Consider the following 17993-nt stretch of genomic DNA (forward strand, 5'->3'; position numbering starts at 1 on the left):
GAAAGTCCATTAGCTATTTATAAGATGACTGGGCTAATACCATTCGGCAATCAAGTAAATAACGTGCGCCAGACGCTGCCACTCAGCATGGGGGGCGCTGTATGTCACTTGGCTGACAAATCTGACACATGTCTGGTGCCCGGCTCACGTACCAGCACACTATTCAGACAATTGACATATCAAACCGCCATTCTGGCTAAAATGTATAGCGCTGGTAAATTTAATTAACACTGATTAAGCAAGGCAACTTATTAGATTTTGTTAAGCTTTTTCTGAATATCAGGCAACGAGCCAAGGGCTATGGCATCTTTATAGTGTTTCCTGCACACGGATACATAACGCTCATTACCGCCGATAACTACTTGCTGGCCTTCATTATATGGGCGTCCGGATTGATCCAGCCGTAAAACCATACTGGCCTTGCGACCACAAAAACAAATAGTTTTCAGCTCAACCAGTTTATCTGACCATGCGAGCAAATATTGACTCCCGCTAAATAATTCCCCACGAAAATCAGTCCGTAATCCATAACACAGTACAGGAATATCCAGGTTATCAACCACGTCAGACAATTGACGAACTTGCTCACGCGTCAAAAATTGACTTTCATCAACCAATACACAGTGTAATGGTGACAGCGCGGCAGAATCACGAATTTCAGTGAATAGATCCGTAGTATTATTATACAGCTGAGCGGGCGAAGACAGACCTATACGCGAGCTCACTTTGCCAGCACCAAAGCGATCATCAATTTCTGCTGTATATACCAGACTACGCATACCACGTTCGTGGTAATTGTAAGCAGATTGCAGCAATGCCGTTGATTTCCCGGCATTCATTGCAGAATAGTAAAAATAGAGCTGAGCCATGAATGAATAAACCTTTCAACACACGATACGCGCGTAGTTTACCATACTCCTGTCACTGTGGCGTTTTTTCCTCGTCCATACAATGGGGATTGGGGCGTAACATTTATTTTATATTCACTGGAGAAAATTTGCCTGTCATCACTCGTTTCTGCAGACACATCTGTAATGTGATTACTCTCCATACAGCCTCCTTTTTGTAAGCAGCGCAAAGAATCCATTACGGCGAATCAGCGTGAGACAAAGAGAAACCACCCGCGATGGTGAATTTATGCACCGTATTGATGCTACTAACTGAATGGAAAAGTAATTTTCCATAATGAAAGTCTTAACAATCTAAGTGGCTAAATCTATAGATAATACAAAAGAGTGATATTGAAGAAGCTAAATTCTATTACAAAACGTGTTTTGTATTAGCCATAATGGGAAAAGGGATGTTGCTGATAGTCCCTGCGCATGGGTTTTTATAACGGTCATTTCTTTAAGTTATTAGTTAAAAAATGGATGCATATCGCGTTATTTTGATTTCCTTACATTCACACCTATTGCACTGTATAAATTAAGGCTCTATTATTAGCCCAACAAGCCACCCCCAATATAAGTTTGAGATTACTACAATGAGCGAAGCACTTAAAATTCTGAACAACATCCGTACTCTTCGTGCGCAGGCCAGAGAATGTACTCTGGAAACTCTGGAAGAGATGCTGGAAAAATTAGAAGTTGTCGTAAATGAACGCCGCGAAGAAGAAAGCGCAGCAGCAGCTGAAATTGAAGAACGTACTCGTAAGCTGCAGCAATATCGCGAAATGCTGATTGCTGATGGTATTGATCCGAATGAACTGCTGAACTCAATGAGCAGCGGTAAAACCACCGGCAAAGCTAAACGTGCTGCACGTCCTGCTAAATATAGCTATGTTGATGAAAACGGCGAAACCAAAACCTGGACAGGTCAGGGTCGTACACCAGCTGTTATCAAAAAAGCAATGGATGAACAAGGCAAAAGCCTGGATGATTTCCTGATTAAAGAATAATCAAATTATCTCTTGCTGTACTGATAAAAAAAGAACCGCATGGCGGTTCTTTTTTTGTTGCTGATGTAAACAACAGATATATTTAATACTTCAGCTTATGGTGCAAATTCACATCTGTTGTTCATATTCTGCAATGTATGCCCCTCAAAACGTGAAAGGCATACTGAGACTTACTGATGATAAAACGCGCGGTACCAGTCGACGAAATGTTTTACACCCTCTTCCACTGACATCTGTGGCTTAAAACCGATTGTGTTGTAAAGATCATGTGTATCAGCACTGGTCTCTAACACATCACCCGCCTGCATCGGCAGCATATTCTTTCTGGCAGTTTTACCCAGAGCTTTCTCCAGCGCAGAAATATAATCCATCAACGCTACAGATGAGCTGTTACCAATATTGTATACCCGGTATGGCGCTGAACTTTCGGCAGGGCTACCAGACTCCACGGTCCACTCAGGATTAGGCTCAGGCACAATATCCTGTAAACGGAAGATAGCCTCTACGATGTCATCAATGTAAGTAAAGTCACGGCGCATTTTGCCGTGGTTATATACATCAATTGCTTTATCTTCCAGTATGGCTTTAGTGAATTTGAACAATGCCATATCGGGCCGTCCCCAGGGACCATATACCGTAAAAAAACGCAGACCGGTAACAGGAATGCCATATAAATGAGCATAACTGTGAGACATCAGTTCATTTGCTTTCTTTGTAGCTGCATAGAGTGATACCGGATGATCAACGGCATCATTCACAGAGAACGGTAATTTTCGGTTAAGACCATAAACTGAGCTGGAGGATGCATATAAAAGATGTTTAACCTGGTTATGACGGCATCCTTCAAGGATATTCAAATGACCAGCCAGATTTGCATCTGCGTAAGCATGTGGGTTTTCCAGGGAATAACGTACCCCAGCTTGTGCTGCAAGATGGATTACCCGTTCGAAATTTCCCTCAGCAAAGAATGTGGCTATCGACTGCCTGTCTGCGAGGTCTATTTTTTCAAACTGGAATGCTGTGTGCGGTGTCAGTAAATCGATGCGAGCCTGTTTGAGACTGACATCATAATAGTCATTCAGGTTATCGAGACCGATAACCTGGTGACCGGCCGCCAGGAGTCGCTTACAGACATGGAACCCAATAAATCCCGCTGCACCGGTTACCAGAAATTTCATACAACCCTCGTTATTTTTTCAGATTAATTGATTCTCCGCGACCAATCGCATAATAAACGAAGCCACGCTTATTCAATCTCTCTGGATCATACAGGTTACGACCATCAAAGATAACTGGGTGTTTGAGTGTATTTTTTAATAAATCGAAGTCCGGCGCCCTAAAATTCTGCCATTCAGTACAAATAATAAGCGCATCTGCATTGTGCAACGCCGCTTCTTTGGTACCCATTAATGACAAATCATCCCGGTGACCATAGATACGCTGAGCTTCATCCATTGCTTCCGGGTCAAACGCCTGCACTTTGGCACCTTTTGACCACAGCGTTTCCAGTAAAACACGGCTGGATGCTTCACGCATATCATCGGTGTTAGGCTTGAATGATAACCCCCACACAGCAAAGGTTTTACCTTTCAAGTCTTCACCGAAATGGCGAACAACAAAAGTGGGCAGCTTTTTCTTCTGCTCATTGTTTACAGTTTCGACAGCCTGCAACAAACGCGGCGTGTAACCAATCTGCTCAGAAGTACGAATCAATGCCTGCACATCTTTCGGGAAGCAGGAACCACCATATCCGCAACCGGGATAAATAAAGTGATATCCAATACGGGAATCAGACCCAATTCCCTGACGCACTTTTTCTATATCCGCACCTAATTGCTCAGCAAGGTTGGCAATTTCATTCATAAAACTGATTTTCGTAGCCAACATGCAATTCGCGGCATACTTCGTCAGTTCTGCGCTACGGATATCCATCAAAATCATACGGTCATGGTTACGGTTGAAAGGTTCATACAGTTCACGCAGTATGTTCACCACTTCATCATTGTCCGTACCAATTACAATACGCTCAGGACGCATACAGTCTGCTACCGCTGCCCCTTCTTTGAGAAACTCAGGGTTAGAGACAACATCGAACGGGTATTCAACACCACGCTCATTCAGCACTGCCTGCATCGCGTCACGGACTTTTTCCGCAGTACCTACTGGCACCGTGGATTTGTCCAGCACTACTTTGTGTGCAGTCATATGTTGCGCGATAGTGCGTGCAACAGCCGTGACATACTTAAGGTCTGCCGAGCCGTCTTCGTCAGGAGGTGTACCAACCGCAATAAACTGAATCACACCATGACTCACCCCAGCCTGCGCATCGGTACTGAATTGCAGGCGACCTTCCTCATAGTTTTTCATGACTAATGGAGTCAGGCCAGGCTCATAAATTGGGATAACTCCTTTTTTCAGATTTTCTACTTTGGTTTCATCCACATCGATACACATAACATCGTGACCAACTTCAGCAAGTACAGCCGCCTGAACAAGACCAACATACCCAATCCCAAAAACGGTAACTTTCATTGCATTATCCTGGGTTGAAAAAAATTACTTTTTGCCGCCTACAGTCGCATCAAGCCAGGCTTTAAAATCAGGCCCTAACACTTTGTGACGCAAACCATACTCAACAAACGCCTGCATATAACCAAGTTTGTTACCACAGTCATGGCTTTTACCTTTCATGTGGTAAGCCTCTACGGTTTCTTTAGCAATAAGCATGTCAATGGAGTCGGTCAGCTGAATTTCATCACCGGCACCTGGAGGTGTTTTAGACAGTAATGGCCAAATGTCTGCGCTTAATACATACCGGCCAACAACGGCGAGGTTTGATGGAGCAACGTCTGCTTTCGGTTTTTCAACTACACCAACCATTGGCACACTGTCACCAGGTTTGAGTGTGGCGCCCTGGCAGTCCACCACACCATATGCCGTTACATCTTCAACAGGTTCAACCATAATCTGGCTGTGCCCTGTTTCGTCGAAACGGCCAATCATATCGGCAAGGTTATCGCGGGAGAGGTCTGATTCGTATTCATCAAGAATCACATCTGGCAGAATAACCGCAACAGGCTCATCACCCACAACCGGATGAGCACAAAGCACAGCATGCCCCAGGCCTTTGGCCAGCCCCTGGCGAACCTGCATAATTGTCACATGTGGGGGGCAAATTGACTGAACCTCTTCCAGTAGCTGGCGTTTTACACGTTTTTCCAGCATAGCTTCCAGTTCAAAACTGGTATCAAAGTGGTTTTCAATGGAGTTTTTTGATGAGTGAGTGACCAGTACAATTTCGGTAATGCCGGCTGCAATACATTCATTAACCACATATTGGATAAGTGGTTTATCCACCAGCGGCAGCATTTCTTTCGGGATTGCTTTTGTTGCTGGCAGCATGCGGGTGCCAAGACCGGCAACCGGGATTACTGCTTTCCTTACTTTCGATTTAATAGCAGCCATTAAAATATCTCCTGGACTGTTCAAGTTTTAAACTTGCTCGTCAATATAAACGCGATTGAGTATATCAGCTTGAATTAAAAATCCTCGGCTTAATACTCGTTGCACCGGTAATTTAAGACAAATACGAAGAAGCTATTGCAGATATTACCACCGGGAACAGATAGCGGGAAAAGCTATCTGTAATGAAACTTTATTTTGCTCACTCCGTGCGCAACATTAAGCGCAGATGACCACCAGCTCCCCAGACACGACACTGCCATGCATCGCACCGGTGGCTTAATTGGTTAAGATAAGCACTGCCCAGTGTCCCCAAAGGAACACCATTACTTAACTGAATTTGATGGTCACCTGATTTCAACTGTGCGTTAAGCCCGGCGGAAACTAGAATTAAATTTTTGAGCGCGGAGTGGTAATAACCTACCATCAAGGGGAATTGTCCGGAAAGATTCGCTTTACGTAATAACTGGTTAACTTTTTTTAATAACGCCCCTAATTCCGGTAAACGCTGCCCTTGCCGGGATAACTGTTCCTGCAACAGACTATTAAACAGCGAGCGCAGAAGCAGCGCCGCAAGCACGCCATTATCTCCTGCTCGCGTAACATCAAGACAATAAAAGGCCAGGTCCTGCGCAGATAAAGCGGCCACATCCAGTACCAGCCCGGGTTTATCTGCCAACACCAGTTGGTGATACGACAACTCACATCCAGAGATATGTTGCCGCAATGGAGGCTGAAGTTCTTTTAACAGCTTGGCCGCAGCGCCTGGGTTGCGCACCAGTGCGTCCCAGTCATCAAACAATTGTTCTTCTTCTTCTACCCGAGAATTGAACATAGCAGGATAGAGGCAGGCATAGACCGTTTCTTTTAAGTTCGAGAAATTTTTTATGGGCTTTAGTAATACGTCCTGCACTCCGAGCCTCAGAGCGCTTGCGATATCTGACATATTATCGGTTGCAGAGATAATCAGCACGGGCGTCTGATCCCCACGGTTGCGAATACGCTCAATAAACTCAAGCCCGTTCATTCTGGGCATAGCCAAATCGCAAATTAGCAAATCAGGTGGTTGCAGGGATATTTTCTCAAGAGCATCAATGCCATCCTCTGCTAACAGTGTATTGGCTCCCAACGAAGCTAACCATCCATCCAGCATTGCGCGGAAAACAGGCTCGTCTTCAACTATCAAAATCAGTTTTCCGTGCAGCGGTTGAGTCATGCTCCCTCCCATGCCCGATGATACGATAATAGTGGCATGGGATGCAGGGTTGCGCCTCTCAGAATGAACTGAAGAAATGTAAATATGTTGTTAATCATTATTGGTTACCAAAGGTAGCAATTCATCCATATGCTTTTCAACGGCAAGTCTGCCTGCATCAATGGCTTCTTTTGCCCGATGGAAATCCAGCGTTGATATTTGCGGGCAATAAGGTTGCAACGTTACATCGGGTGGATCCCCTGCCATACGACTCAATTTCAGACGATTTTCCAGCACCTGTATTGATGTTGTCATAATTTCCAACGCGCCAGGGGGCTGCTGATGGTGTGGCGGAGACACAAAACCAAGCCGGGTTAGCACTTTATCTTTCCAGCGCACCGGCACATGTTCCTCGGGCTGACGAGAGGTTAACAGTTTTTGCTGAATCAGATGTGCATCGTGTTGCAGATCAACCGCGATCACAATATCAGCACCTAATGCCCTCGCCAGTGAAACCGGTACAGGGTTCACCACGCCACCATCAACCAGCCAGTAGCCTTTGTGGCGCACAGGAGATAATAACCCCGGAATGCTGCAGGAAGCGCGTACCGCACCATGCAAATCTCCCTTGGTAAACCAGATTTCATGCCCCGTACTCAAGTTGGTTGCAACAGTCGCAAAACGAACTGGACACTCTTCAATATGCCGCGCAGAAATATGCTGCCTGACCTGCTTAAACACCCGCTCCCCACGCAACAATCCACCACGACGCCAGGAAACATCCATGAGTCTTAAAACATCCCAGTAACTGAACGAGCGTACCCATTGCTCAAGGGAGTCAAGTGAATTACAGGCATAAGCAGCACCAACCAGCGAACCAATAGAGCAACCGGCGATAATATCCGCATGGATACCAGCCTGTTCAAGGCCCCGAATAACGCCAATATGCGCCCATCCTTTTGCTGCGCCTGAACCTAAAGCCAGCCCAATCTTAGTTTGTCTCATCTGTTTATCTGGTGTCCCCTGGTAACATGCCGTAGCATCACACCTCACTACGTTAGTATATTATTTAACTGTCACTTAATTGTGAATGTATGTTTAAAACAGGAGTATTTTGTGTCATCGGTATGTCCTTGTGATAGCGGTTTGGAGTATAGCGCATGTTGCGGCCCCTACCTGACTGGAGGTGTATTCGCACAAACACCGGAACAATTAATGCGCTCTCGCTATTGTGCTTTCGTGCTTAAAAATGCGGATTACCTTATTAACACCTGGTACCCGGATTGCCATGCAGAGCAGTTGCGTAATGATATACAGGCAGGTTTTGAGCATACTCAGTGGTTAGGGCTGACGATTTTTGCCATACAGGATGGCAGCTATGATGGCGAAGGATTCGTCAGTTTTGTCGCCCGTTATCGCGACGAGCAACATGACAGCGCAATAATCGAACGTTCCAGGTTCTTAAATCAAAACGGTCGGTGGTATTATATTGACGGAACACGGCCTGAATTTGGCCGTAATGACCCGTGCCCTTGTGGTTCCGGGAAAAAATTCAAGAAGTGTTGTGGTCGCTGATTCGTACTAACAATGCTCATTTTATGCAAACACCATTCAACAGGATTGACCTTGCGATGCAAGCGCTACAGCGAAAAGTACTGAGAACTATTTGCCCGGACCAGAAAGGTCTGATCGCCCGTATTACCAATATTTGCTACAAACACGAACTGAATATTGTTCACAATAATGAGTTTGTGGACCACCGGACCGGGCGTTTTTTCATGCGTACCGAACTGGAAGGTATATTTAATGACTCAACGTTATTGGCCGATTTAGACAGCGCATTGCCGGAAGGTTCTGTGCGCGAACTCAATCCAGCAGGGCGCCGACGTATTGTTATCCTGGTTACCAAAGAAGCGCATTGCCTTGGTGACCTGTTGATGAAGGCAGCATTTGGCGGGCTGGATGTAGACATTGCGGCAGTAATTGGTAACCATGACACCTTACGCACACTGGTTGAGCGTTTCGATATCCCTTTCGAACTGGTTAGCCATGAAGGTGTGACACGCGAAGAGCACGATAAACTGATGGCTGACGCTATTGAGGCTCATGATCCTGATTATGTGGTTCTGGCTAAATATATGCGTGTATTGACGCCCTCGTTTGTCTCCCGTTTCTCAAATAAGATAATCAATATTCATCACTCCTTCCTTCCTGCATTTATTGGTGCGCGTCCCTACCACCAGGCTTATGAGCGTGGGGTTAAGATAATTGGCGCTACTGCCCACTATGTAAATGATCATTTGGACGAAGGCCCGATAATTATGCAGGATGTAATTAATGTTGATCATACCTTCACAGCCGAAGAGATGATGAAAGCGGGCCGGGATGTAGAAAAGAATGTGCTGAGTCGTGCGCTGGATAAAGTGCTGTCTCAGCGCGTCTTTGTTTACGGCAACCGCACAATTATTCTCTGACGACTAATAATGAACTGTTTGGTTTTAAAGCTTTATGGGCAAAAAGCATGCAAACAGTTCATTTTCATGAAGCCGAAGCTTTACAGCGCCGTTTCTTTTGATATGATGCGCCCCGCTTCCTTATCAGGAAGCAGGCCAGTGGTGGGGTTCCCGAGCGGCCAAAGGGAGCAGACTGTAAATCTGCCGTCATCGACTTCGAAGGTTCGAATCCTTCCCCCACCACCATCTTTCACTTGACTGTTAAGTGATGATGTCGAGTTTTATTTTATCGTTGGTTAGTTTTCTACAATTTGGTGGGGTTCCCGAGCGGCCAAAGGGAGCAGACTGTAAATCTGCCGTCATCGACTTCGAAGGTTCGAATCCTTCCCCCACCACCATCCTCGCCAATTCATCCTTATTAAATCCCAATAAATATTTTTGCATATTCTCCCGTCCGGGGAAGGATGAGAACCTTCGATTAAGGTTCGACCCGAACATATGTGAGGGAACGTTGCTTCAGCAACGGCCCGCAGGGCGAGGAACGCAGTGACGAGTTATCCTTCCCCCACCACCATCCTCGCCAATTCATCCTTATTAAATCCCAATAAATATTTTTACATATTCTCCCGTCCGGGGAAGGATGAGAACCTTCGATTAAGGTTCGACCCGAACGTATGTGAGGGAACGTTGCTTCAGCAACGGACCGCAGGGCGAGGAACGCAGTGACGAGTTATCCTTCCCCCACCACCATCCTCGCCAATTCATCCTTATTAAATCCCAATAAATATTTTTGCATATTCTCCCGTCCGGGGAAGGATGAGAACCTTCGATTAAGGTTCGACCCGAACATATGTGAGGGAACGTTGCTTCAGCAACGGCCCGCAGGGCGAGGAACGCAGTGACGCGTTATCCTTCCCTTCTACCCGACGCTAATGTGATTTTTGTCGCATTATATTATCTTCCTTAAGATTCCATAAGAAAGATTAAGCGCCAGAAAGAATAAAAATGGTTTTATTTTTCATATTGTTAAGCAAAACATTAGTCATATATTAAATACCTCGCTACCGATTTTGTGCACTGAACATAACTCTTCCGGGGTATGGGTGAGTGCGACAATATCATTCACAATCATACACAGTTGATGTTCATGCTGAGGCCAGTATTAATATGCCCGTTCCCCGTGTAAGCACAAAGCTGAGCCAGTTTATGGTGCCGCTCATTATGTTGCTGGCTGTGCTCGGCGCGACCGGAATGGCCACATGCGTATGGTTAAGTCAGGAAATCGTTACCAGCAAATCAGGGATTAAAACAACGGACATCATTCACACAAAGACATGGCAACTATTACCTTTAATTCCCCTTGCCGAAACCAACAGCCGGAAACTGGCTGAAATCCAGAGTATCTTGTTTTCCACCAGCCTTGGTAAAGCTGCACGCCATGACAACCAAAAACATCAGTTGGATACATTACAGACTGACTGGCGTTCTTCTTTGTTACCTGCGCTGTTATCTGCAACATCCCCCCAGGCAGTTACTCCGCAACTTGAAGCTTTCGCAAAAAAGGTTACAGACCTTAATCAGGTTTTTGATGCTCATGCTGCTCAGCACATAAAACAAGCTATTTTGATTCAAAAATGCCTCGCTGTAATGCTTGCGTTACTTGTCGTGCTAATCATCATGCAATTGCGCATTACCCGCTATGGCAGCAAAAAAACCAGGCAATCACAGTTGCTCCACCCTGAGCATGCATCATTTATTAATAACGCAACGGTTCTCTATCGAATTAACCAGATTTTGAATGGTGAAGGTTCGATTTGCCAACGCATCCCAGGCATTTTATATGAGTTGCAGTCAGTTACGCCGTTACAGAACCTGCAACTGCGTATTTATGAACATGATGAGAATCAACACTATTATGAAGTCAGCTATACGGCACAAAAAGAGACAGATTGCCTGAATTGCCCTCGAGGTATTAACCCGGCACCGCTAACTGGTACACCTTTATGCTGGCGCTTACATAATCGCCAGCATTTTTACGGTATTTTGCTGGGTGAGTTGCCTGAGTCGGATGAATTATCTGGCGAACACTCGCAATTAATTGAATCTGCAGCATCAGCGATTACAGCAGCTCTCGCTGTAGAGCAACATCAGGTTCAACAGCAACAATTTCTTCTTATGCAAGAACAATCTGATCTTGCCAAAAACTTGCATGACTCCCTAGCCCAGTCACTGTCCAGTATGAAAATGCAGGTGGGTGTACTACAAATGCAGAGCAATACACTCGACAACGATGCTCAGACACTTGTCGGCCAGCTACGTCATGAATTAAACAGTTCATGGGTACAGATGCGCCAGTTATTGAGCACTTTCCGCCTGAACCTGAATGAACCGGGCCTGAAGACAGCACTGGAAGACTGTTGTGAAGACTTTAGCCAGCAGTTGGGTTTTCCCGTTTCACTCAACTGGCAGGGTATATCTTCACATATTGCGGAACACCAAATACTCCACCTGATTCATATTGTTCGAGAAGGGCTGAGTAATGTAGTGCGCCATGCCGATGCAACCGAGGCGAGCATTACTGTTGAGGAGAATAATGGTTGGGTAACACTAACACTCTTTGATAATGGTTCAGGTATTCCTGAGGACATCAGTGAAAATAGTCACTATGGAATTTTGATTATGCGTGACAGAGCACAAAGCCTGAACGCAAAGTTATCCCTTCAGACACCACCTTCTGGTGGCACAAAAATTACTGTTCATTTCCGGGCAGCCAAACGCCACTTGCCCGTTTCGACGCAATAAACGTTTAATCACGACTTTTCAGAAACTTCTGCACTGAATCCGGCATGTTTTCAATCCGGTGCTAAACTGGCTTTAAGCACTTGTTCACTGGATGATTATGTGGAGAAAATAATGGCTGAGGAACCCGCAACTATTCTGTTGATTGATGACCACCCCATGCTAAGACGTGGTGTAAAGCAACTGATTGGCCTTGCCCCTGATATTCAGGTTATAGGTGAAGCCAGCAGCGGTGAGCAAGGAATAGCAATGGCAGAATCTCTGGATCCGGATTTAATTCTGTTGGACCTGAATATGCCTGGAATGAATGGACTGGAAACGTTGGATCATCTGCGCCAGAAATCACTCTCCGGCCGAATCGTTGTATTCACCGTGTCTAATCTTGAAGAGGATGTGGTCCAGGCACTGAAACGCGGAGCAGATGGTTACTTACTAAAAGACATGGAACCCGAGGAGTTACTGGTCGCATTACAACAGGCGGCTGCCGGTGAGATGGTGTTAAGTGAGACACTGACGCCGATACTCGCCGCCAGTTTGCGCAACAACCGTAATGGTGCAGAGCGCGATGTCAACCAGCTGACGCCCAGAGAACAGGATATTTTACGGCTGATAGCACAAGGGCTACCCAACAAGTTGATAGCCCGCCAGCTTGATATCACCGAAAGTACCGTAAAGGTTCACGTTAAGCACTTGCTGAAAAAGATGAAACTCAAATCACGGGTTGAAGCCGCAGTATGGGTACATCAGGACAGAGTCTTCTAATTTTCTTCTGGTATTAATTTATACGTCGTTGAAGTATCAGGAAGATCGGCGGTTACCGGTGGTGTCAGTTTAAGCGTTATCCAGTTGGAGGTAACTTTCTGTCCCTTGGTATCTTCAATGATAACTGACAGCCGCCACTGGTTAGTTGCACCTTCTGCATCGTCCCAGTGCGGCATTATTACCGTCCAGCCAGTAGTGCTGAGACGTTTTGCAGGCGCAGTCAGACTCAGTGCCTGGGTATCCCCCTGCCAACTAATATTACGAATACTATAGCGGTTGCGTAGTTCAATCTTGAGGCTGACAGTCTCACCCGGCTGGAGATCCCACGGTGGAGTGGCCAGCCAGGCACTTAGCGTTTTACGCTGCTTATATTCCAGCACCGGAATATTATTACGTTCTGGCGCATCATAGCGGCTCCCGCGTAAAGACTGTACTGTCGCCACTTCATCTGCAGAAAGCTGCCTGCCCAGTGCCACACCAAACCGGTAGTTAATCTTCAGCCCCAGATTGTTCTGCACTTCACCATTTTCACCCTGCTTATGTTGGGCGGTTAATGTCAGTAGTGGCACAGGAGTATAATTCAGCCCAACATTAACCGCATAAGGGTTATGGTAACCGGTACCACTGTCGAACAGATCTACATGTTGACCAAAATATTGCTCAAAGCTCAGTGTAGTGCTGATGTGGTGATAAAAAGGTAACCATGCACGGGCATTGATATCATAACCCCGGGCAAGCCTGCGGCTTCGTGTAGCACTACTGTTGCTCCACCCGGTCAAGGGATAGTAATAATTAGCTGAAAGACGCAGAGACTGCCCCCAAAGTTCAGCACCCAACCCGCCACGTTGTGCGTGCCCGTGCATTAATAAATCATAAAATGAGTTATAACCAACCAGCCAGTTGCCTTCACTCCAGCGCTGCCCTATTCCGGCATTGCCCACCACGCCTTCATCCTGGTCGCTAATACTCAATTGTGTCCATGTCAGGCCTTGTGCATCTTCGTTCCACGGGGTAAACAGCGCCCCCTGAGTACCGGCAAAATTTCCGTCCTGATCAACCAACAGACTAAAACTTGCCTGCCCTGCCGGAGCAAGCAGACTTTGTGCTTCTTTTGCTACCCGGGAAGAAATGTAAGAACGCGCATTATCAAATGCCCAGTCTTTGAAAATAACCGATGAATTATCAGTAGACGTATCGCTCGCGGAGCTCAGCCCTTTAAGATACTGAGAGAGTGTTTGTTCAAATTCACTTTGAGAGGTAGTAGTACCACCGAGGTCGGGCAAATTTTCCCCGGCTGGAACACTCTGTGACCCCGTATAAACGGTTTCAGTCGCAGCGCCTGCATTACATGCCCACCAGGGAAGGCCAGTCAGCAAAAAAGTCGAACAGAAAAAAGAATAAAAACGCATCAATCAGCTACAGCTGTAATCCAGCCCGTTATACCCGTTTTAAAGATAAAGGAAGAGTTCTTCACTTTTATGACTCCGCGTCAAAGTACCAGTTTACTGGCAAGGACTATCATCATGCCATACAGATAATTCCAGAAACAATGCCTGAACCAGAGGGAAGTGTGATGCAAAAGATTACCCTGATTGCAAATGGCGCTGCTTATGGCAGTGAATCACTGTTTAACTGCCTGCGCCTGGCGATTGCATTGAGTGAGCAACAATCGCCGCCAGCGCTTAAACTGTTTTTGATGTCTGACGCGGTTACCGCTGGTCTGCGCCAGCAAAACCCGGCAGAAGGCTACAATATTCAGCAAATGCTGGAGATCCTGACCACACAAAACATTCCGGTACGCTTATGTAAAACCTGTGCCGACGGGCGTGGTGTAAGCGCATTACCGCTTATTGACGGTATTGAGGTCGGAACCCTGGTTGAGCTGGCAAAATGGGTGCTGGAGGCGGATAAGGTGTTGACTTTTTGAAGAAATGCTACGCAAGTAGTACACCTGGTACTACCAGAGAGGTCTCAAGTTTCCTTTAAAGTTGGCCGATACTATGCAAAACAACGCAGTAAAGGCCAACCAACATGATAAATTCAATTCGCGCAAGAATTTTGCTGGCTGCAACAGGATGTTTAGTTATTGCCCTGATATTAAATACGGTCATTAACTACCAGGTCACTCGCAAGGATAATATCAATCAAATAAACCAAATACTGCAGAGTACAGCGGACAGCCATACTTTGGCTATCCATGACTGGGTCAACAGCAAACTGACTATGATTTCATCCCTTCAGTCAGTAGCATTACAAAGTGATCCCCTGCCTTTTTTCCGGCAAGTCGCCGCTGCTGGCGGTTTTACCAACGTGTATGTTGGGTATGCCAATAAAACAGCGAAGTTTACCGACCCAACCGGTGTGCCAGCAGATTACGATCCAACTGCCCGCCCGTGGTATAAACAAGCTGTCGCCGCCAATGCACCTATTGTAACCGCCCCTTATGTTGATGCAGGTTCAGGTAAACTGGTGGTGTCTTTCGCCGTTCCCGTTAGTGCAAATGGCCAGATAGAAGCTGTCGTTGCCGGGGATGTTTCCATGGATACCGTTGTGAATAATGTTCGCAGTATTCACCCCACAGCTAACAGTTCCGGGATGCTGGTCAACCAGGACGGAACCTTGATTGCTGCCACCAATGCCAACCTTGCGCTGAAACCGTTCGATAACCTGGTTAGTGGTATTTCATTTGCCGCATTACGCCAGGCAAAAACCCTGGAACAGGGACGTATTGATGGTGCGAGTAAGTATTTATCGGCGGAGCAAATTGGCGGTACACAATGGTATCTGGTGGTTGCACTGGATCAACAGGATGCCACTGCGGGTATGAGGGCACTCTTGAAAGGCTCTGCACTGGCTTTACTGATACTGGCTGTGATATCTGCCGGGCTGATGCATACACTGGTTTCAACAGTATTAAAACGGTTATCTTCAATTCGTGATGCCATGCGCTCAATCAGCAATGGCACGAATGATCTTTCACAACGCCTGCCGGATACAGGTAATGATGAAGTGTCGCAAATTGCCCATGCTTTCAATGCATTCTGTGACAAACTGGCCGGGGCTATGGAACAAATCCGCGAATCCAGCGCATCAGTGAAAATCGCTGCCAATGAAATTGCCGCAGGCAATCAGGACCTGTCGACACGCACCGAACAGGCGGCCTCCAGTCTGCGTGAAACTGCCAGTGCGGTTGAACAAATTTCCGCATCAGTATCCAACTCAACAGATGCAGCAGCACAGGCCAACCAGCAAGCAACAGCAGCGTCTCAGGCAGCTGGCCGGGGCGGTGAGGTTGTCGCTCAGGCAATCTCAACCATGCAACAGATTGAAGATGCTTCCCAGCGTATTGGGCAAATTACCAGTGTGATTGATGGTATAGCATTCCAGACCAATATTCTGGCTTTAAATGCTGCAGTGGAAGCGGCGCGCGCAGGAGAACAAGGGCGTGGATTTGCCGTTGTAGCTGGTGAAGTACGTAGCCTTGCACAACGCAGTGCTCAGGCGGCAAAAGAGATAAAATCACTGATTGAAGATACAACACAGTGTGTTGAAAGCGGGGCGCATTTTGTAAGACTGGCAGGTAACAGCATGGAGGAAGTAGCAGGAGGTATTACCAATGTATCAGGAATTATGCGTGAAATCACCATTGCCACCAGCGAACAAATGCTTGGTATTCAGGAGATTAACCAGGCCGTTACCCGCCTTGATCAGATGGTACAACAAAACGCTGAACTGGTCGTCGAATCCGCCGCCGCCGCGGATGCCCTGCAAATGCAGGCTGGCGAACTGGCGGAAACAGCCAGCCTGTTCCGAATTAAATAACGTTATTCAGCCAGTCACTGGTGGTATTTTGCGCTGGCTGAATTGATTCAAGCATATTGTCATTAAAGTTTAAGCATTACATTTTTATTTGATCAAAATCAGAAATTCCCGGCGCACTCTTTGGTGTTATGAGGCGAGTGATTTGTGAGCAAACTCACGTATCGGGGGGACGAATCAGACACGGAGGTCTGTTAATTTATTCTGATGGGGTCAACTAATAATGGCTGTGGTAAAGACTACTTTGAAACTGTTTGGCGGCGATACTGTCATAGTACGTTGCTCAGACAATTGTCACATTCATCTGAGTGCAAATGATTGCGGGCGGACCGGGATTGATGCAGAGATCATGAGCGTTCAAAACCGTAATACTGCTTACCTTGCGGTACCTTTTAGCGGTATCTGGAATGTGCTGATTGACAGCCACAGCCAGTCGCTGGAGCATGCGATTAGCTACGTACCCGCTTAATCAGCGACCAGTATTACAGGCTTGCATGTGTTTCATGCCGGGGTGAGACCCGGCATTTTACTGTACAGGCACAGCGATTAAGCACCAGGCTGGTGCAATGCCTGCACAAGGTAATTAAGCCGCTCCATATTTTCATCAACAATACCCATTTTCTGGCACTGCTGTGCAAGGGAAAACAAGTATTGGGCGTTGGTTCCCAGCGGCCCACTGGCCCCCGCAATTAAAGGTGCAATTACTTCTGGCCGGGTATCCCCTTCAAACAACGGATGCTGTGCGTCCATGATGAAAACCAGGGCATCAATGTCACGCCCGTCATCCAGAGCAATATGGCACCAGGTTGGCAGATAACACCCGGTTATCATTTCCCGCTTCCAGAGTAGCGGTAGTTCAGCATCCAGTTCAGTTTCCGGGATGCGATAGGCCATACCTATGGTTTCGCCTCCTTCGCGCAGCGCCAGCATTCTGCCGGGTTTACAGGCAGTTCCGCGTCCAGCTGTAAGACGTAAACAAAATGCACGGTGCCAGCCCGTTAATTTGCCGGCGCGCACATCGTCAAATTCAAACGCGGGATTCCACATCAGAGAACCATAACCAAAGATCCACACAGCACCGCGTCCCGGGCGACGTGCCAGTGTCTCACATAGTGATGCCTGCCGCTGCTCACCCGTCCATAACAGTGTTTCATCAATATCACCGAACGCGGTACGGCAATCTGCTTTTAATAAAAAATCTCGCGTTAACACAATACCCTCCTACCACCAACTGCACAGAATCAACAAACTGCATCAAATAATCCTGTCGTTTCTGTTTACGCCATCTGTACTAAACAACTCTGCTCACAACGCTCCTGACAACTGTGTAAAATATGCAAAACACATACCCGAAATCAGACATCACTATGAGGAAGCGGTTTTAGTTGATATCGGCTTTTTTTTCTGCGCCTCCAGTGCGCTTAATCAAAAAAACACAGATACACTATCAAAACAGGGCAACGCGTTGAGACTTGATCGTTTTTTCATATTGAGCAGGCAGCGAAACCTTGCATTTGATCACTGATAACCATCAGGTAAAACAGAGTAAATATGGCAAATTTTCCCTGTCATTCTGTTAAGTTAGCGCTTTTTGCATGCGAATAAA

Annotated in this window: 16 protein-coding genes, 2 tRNA genes and 3 other RNA genes; 13 read left to right on the forward strand and 8 right to left on the reverse strand. The window is 46.5% G+C overall.

The window, feature by feature from the left end; all coding sequences use genetic code 11:
• Positions 1-251 precede the first annotated feature (251 nt).
• On the reverse strand, positions 252-869 hold the full coding sequence (gene tdk / locus MPHASIOC01_RS07090) for a thymidine kinase (protein ID WP_064593963.1): 618 nt from the start codon (positions 867-869) through the stop codon (positions 252-254).
• A gap of 614 nt (positions 870-1483) precedes the next feature.
• Here tdk and hns point away from each other — a divergent pair.
• Positions 1484-1897 carry a histone-like nucleoid-structuring protein H-NS gene (hns, locus tag MPHASIOC01_RS07095; RefSeq protein WP_036105313.1) on the forward strand — a complete coding sequence of 138 codons (414 nt, stop codon included), beginning with the start codon at positions 1484-1486 and terminating at the stop codon, positions 1895-1897.
• 170 nt (positions 1898-2067) lie between these two features.
• Here the strand turns inward: hns and MPHASIOC01_RS07100 are convergent, their stop codons facing one another.
• From MPHASIOC01_RS07100 to rssA, 5 genes are all read right to left on the reverse strand, one after another.
• Positions 2068-3075 carry an NAD-dependent epimerase gene (locus tag MPHASIOC01_RS07100; RefSeq protein WP_353614259.1) on the reverse strand — a complete coding sequence of 336 codons (1008 nt, stop codon included), beginning with the start codon at positions 3073-3075 and terminating at the stop codon, positions 2068-2070.
• Positions 3076-3085: 10 nt separating this feature from the next.
• Positions 3086-4429, reverse strand: coding sequence for a UDP-glucose/GDP-mannose dehydrogenase family protein (locus MPHASIOC01_RS07105; RefSeq protein ID WP_064593967.1), 1344 nt, complete (start codon positions 4427-4429; stop codon positions 3086-3088).
• Between the two features lie 24 nt (positions 4430-4453).
• Complete coding sequence (galU, locus tag MPHASIOC01_RS07110) at positions 4454-5362, reverse strand: UTP--glucose-1-phosphate uridylyltransferase GalU (protein ID WP_353614260.1); 909 nt, start codon at positions 5360-5362, stop codon at positions 4454-4456.
• A gap of 199 nt (positions 5363-5561) precedes the next feature.
• Entirely contained in the window at positions 5562-6575 is a 1014-nt protein-coding gene (rssB, locus tag MPHASIOC01_RS07115) for a two-component system response regulator RssB (protein WP_064593971.1), read from the reverse strand.
• A 90-nt stretch (positions 6576-6665) separates the two neighbouring features.
• Complete coding sequence (gene rssA, locus MPHASIOC01_RS07120) at positions 6666-7559, reverse strand: patatin-like phospholipase RssA (protein ID WP_064593973.1); 894 nt, start codon at positions 7557-7559, stop codon at positions 6666-6668.
• 111 nt (positions 7560-7670) lie between these two features.
• Between rssA and MPHASIOC01_RS07125 the strand changes: the two genes are divergently transcribed.
• From MPHASIOC01_RS07125 to narL, 9 genes are all read left to right on the forward strand, one after another.
• Positions 7671-8129, forward strand: coding sequence for a YchJ family protein (locus MPHASIOC01_RS07125; protein WP_074388748.1), 459 nt, complete (start codon positions 7671-7673; stop codon positions 8127-8129).
• Positions 8130-8185: 56 nt separating this feature from the next.
• A complete protein-coding gene (purU, locus tag MPHASIOC01_RS07130) occupies positions 8186-9028 on the forward strand; it encodes a formyltetrahydrofolate deformylase (RefSeq protein ID WP_064593978.1) in 843 nt (280 codons plus the stop codon).
• Positions 9029-9168: 140 nt separating this feature from the next.
• A tRNA-Tyr gene (locus MPHASIOC01_RS07135) sits at positions 9169-9253 on the forward strand.
• 67 nt (positions 9254-9320) lie between these two features.
• Positions 9321-9405: transfer RNA gene (locus MPHASIOC01_RS07140), tRNA-Tyr, on the forward strand.
• A 45-nt stretch (positions 9406-9450) separates the two neighbouring features.
• Positions 9451-9581: non-coding RNA, RtT sRNA (locus MPHASIOC01_RS07145), on the forward strand.
• Positions 9582-9626: 45 nt separating this feature from the next.
• Positions 9627-9757, forward strand: a non-coding RNA gene (locus tag MPHASIOC01_RS07150) — RtT sRNA.
• Positions 9758-9802: 45 nt separating this feature from the next.
• A non-coding RNA gene (locus MPHASIOC01_RS07155) (RtT sRNA) lies at positions 9803-9933 on the forward strand.
• A 241-nt stretch (positions 9934-10174) separates the two neighbouring features.
• A complete protein-coding gene (locus MPHASIOC01_RS07160) occupies positions 10175-11809 on the forward strand; it encodes an ATP-binding protein (protein WP_353614261.1) in 1635 nt (544 codons plus the stop codon).
• Between the two features lie 108 nt (positions 11810-11917).
• A complete protein-coding gene (gene narL, locus MPHASIOC01_RS07165; RefSeq protein ID WP_156518994.1) occupies positions 11918-12568 on the forward strand; it encodes a two-component system response regulator NarL in 651 nt (216 codons plus the stop codon).
• Here narL and MPHASIOC01_RS07170 read toward each other — a convergent pair.
• On the reverse strand, positions 12565-13977 hold the full coding sequence (locus MPHASIOC01_RS07170) for a YchO/YchP family invasin (RefSeq protein WP_353614262.1): 1413 nt from the start codon (positions 13975-13977) through the stop codon (positions 12565-12567). The genes narL and MPHASIOC01_RS07170 overlap by 4 nt on opposite strands.
• Positions 13978-14141: 164 nt before the next feature.
• Here MPHASIOC01_RS07170 and MPHASIOC01_RS07175 point away from each other — a divergent pair, with 164 nt between their 5' ends.
• The 3 genes from MPHASIOC01_RS07175 to MPHASIOC01_RS07185 all read left to right on the forward strand — a co-directional run bounded on the left by MPHASIOC01_RS07175 (position 14142) and on the right by MPHASIOC01_RS07185 (position 16856).
• Positions 14142-14495, forward strand: coding sequence for a DsrE/DsrF/TusD sulfur relay family protein (locus tag MPHASIOC01_RS07175; RefSeq protein ID WP_353614263.1), 354 nt, complete (start codon positions 14142-14144; stop codon positions 14493-14495).
• 104 nt (positions 14496-14599) lie between these two features.
• Positions 14600-16390, forward strand: a complete 1791-nt coding sequence (locus MPHASIOC01_RS07180; RefSeq protein WP_064593986.1) for a methyl-accepting chemotaxis protein — start codon at positions 14600-14602, stop codon at positions 16388-16390.
• Positions 16391-16610: 220 nt separating this feature from the next.
• Positions 16611-16856 carry a hypothetical protein gene (locus tag MPHASIOC01_RS07185; protein WP_064593988.1) on the forward strand — a complete coding sequence of 82 codons (246 nt, stop codon included), beginning with the start codon at positions 16611-16613 and terminating at the stop codon, positions 16854-16856.
• 77 nt (positions 16857-16933) lie between these two features.
• Here the strand turns inward: MPHASIOC01_RS07185 and MPHASIOC01_RS07190 are convergent, their stop codons facing one another.
• Positions 16934-17599, reverse strand: coding sequence for a gamma-glutamylcyclotransferase (locus MPHASIOC01_RS07190; RefSeq protein WP_064593990.1), 666 nt, complete (start codon positions 17597-17599; stop codon positions 16934-16936).
• Positions 17600-17993: the final 394 nt, after the last annotated feature.

The sequence above is a fragment of the Mangrovibacter phragmitis genome (genome assembly GCF_040429585.1).
GTDB lineage: Bacteria > Pseudomonadota > Gammaproteobacteria > Enterobacterales > Enterobacteriaceae > Mangrovibacter > Mangrovibacter phragmitis.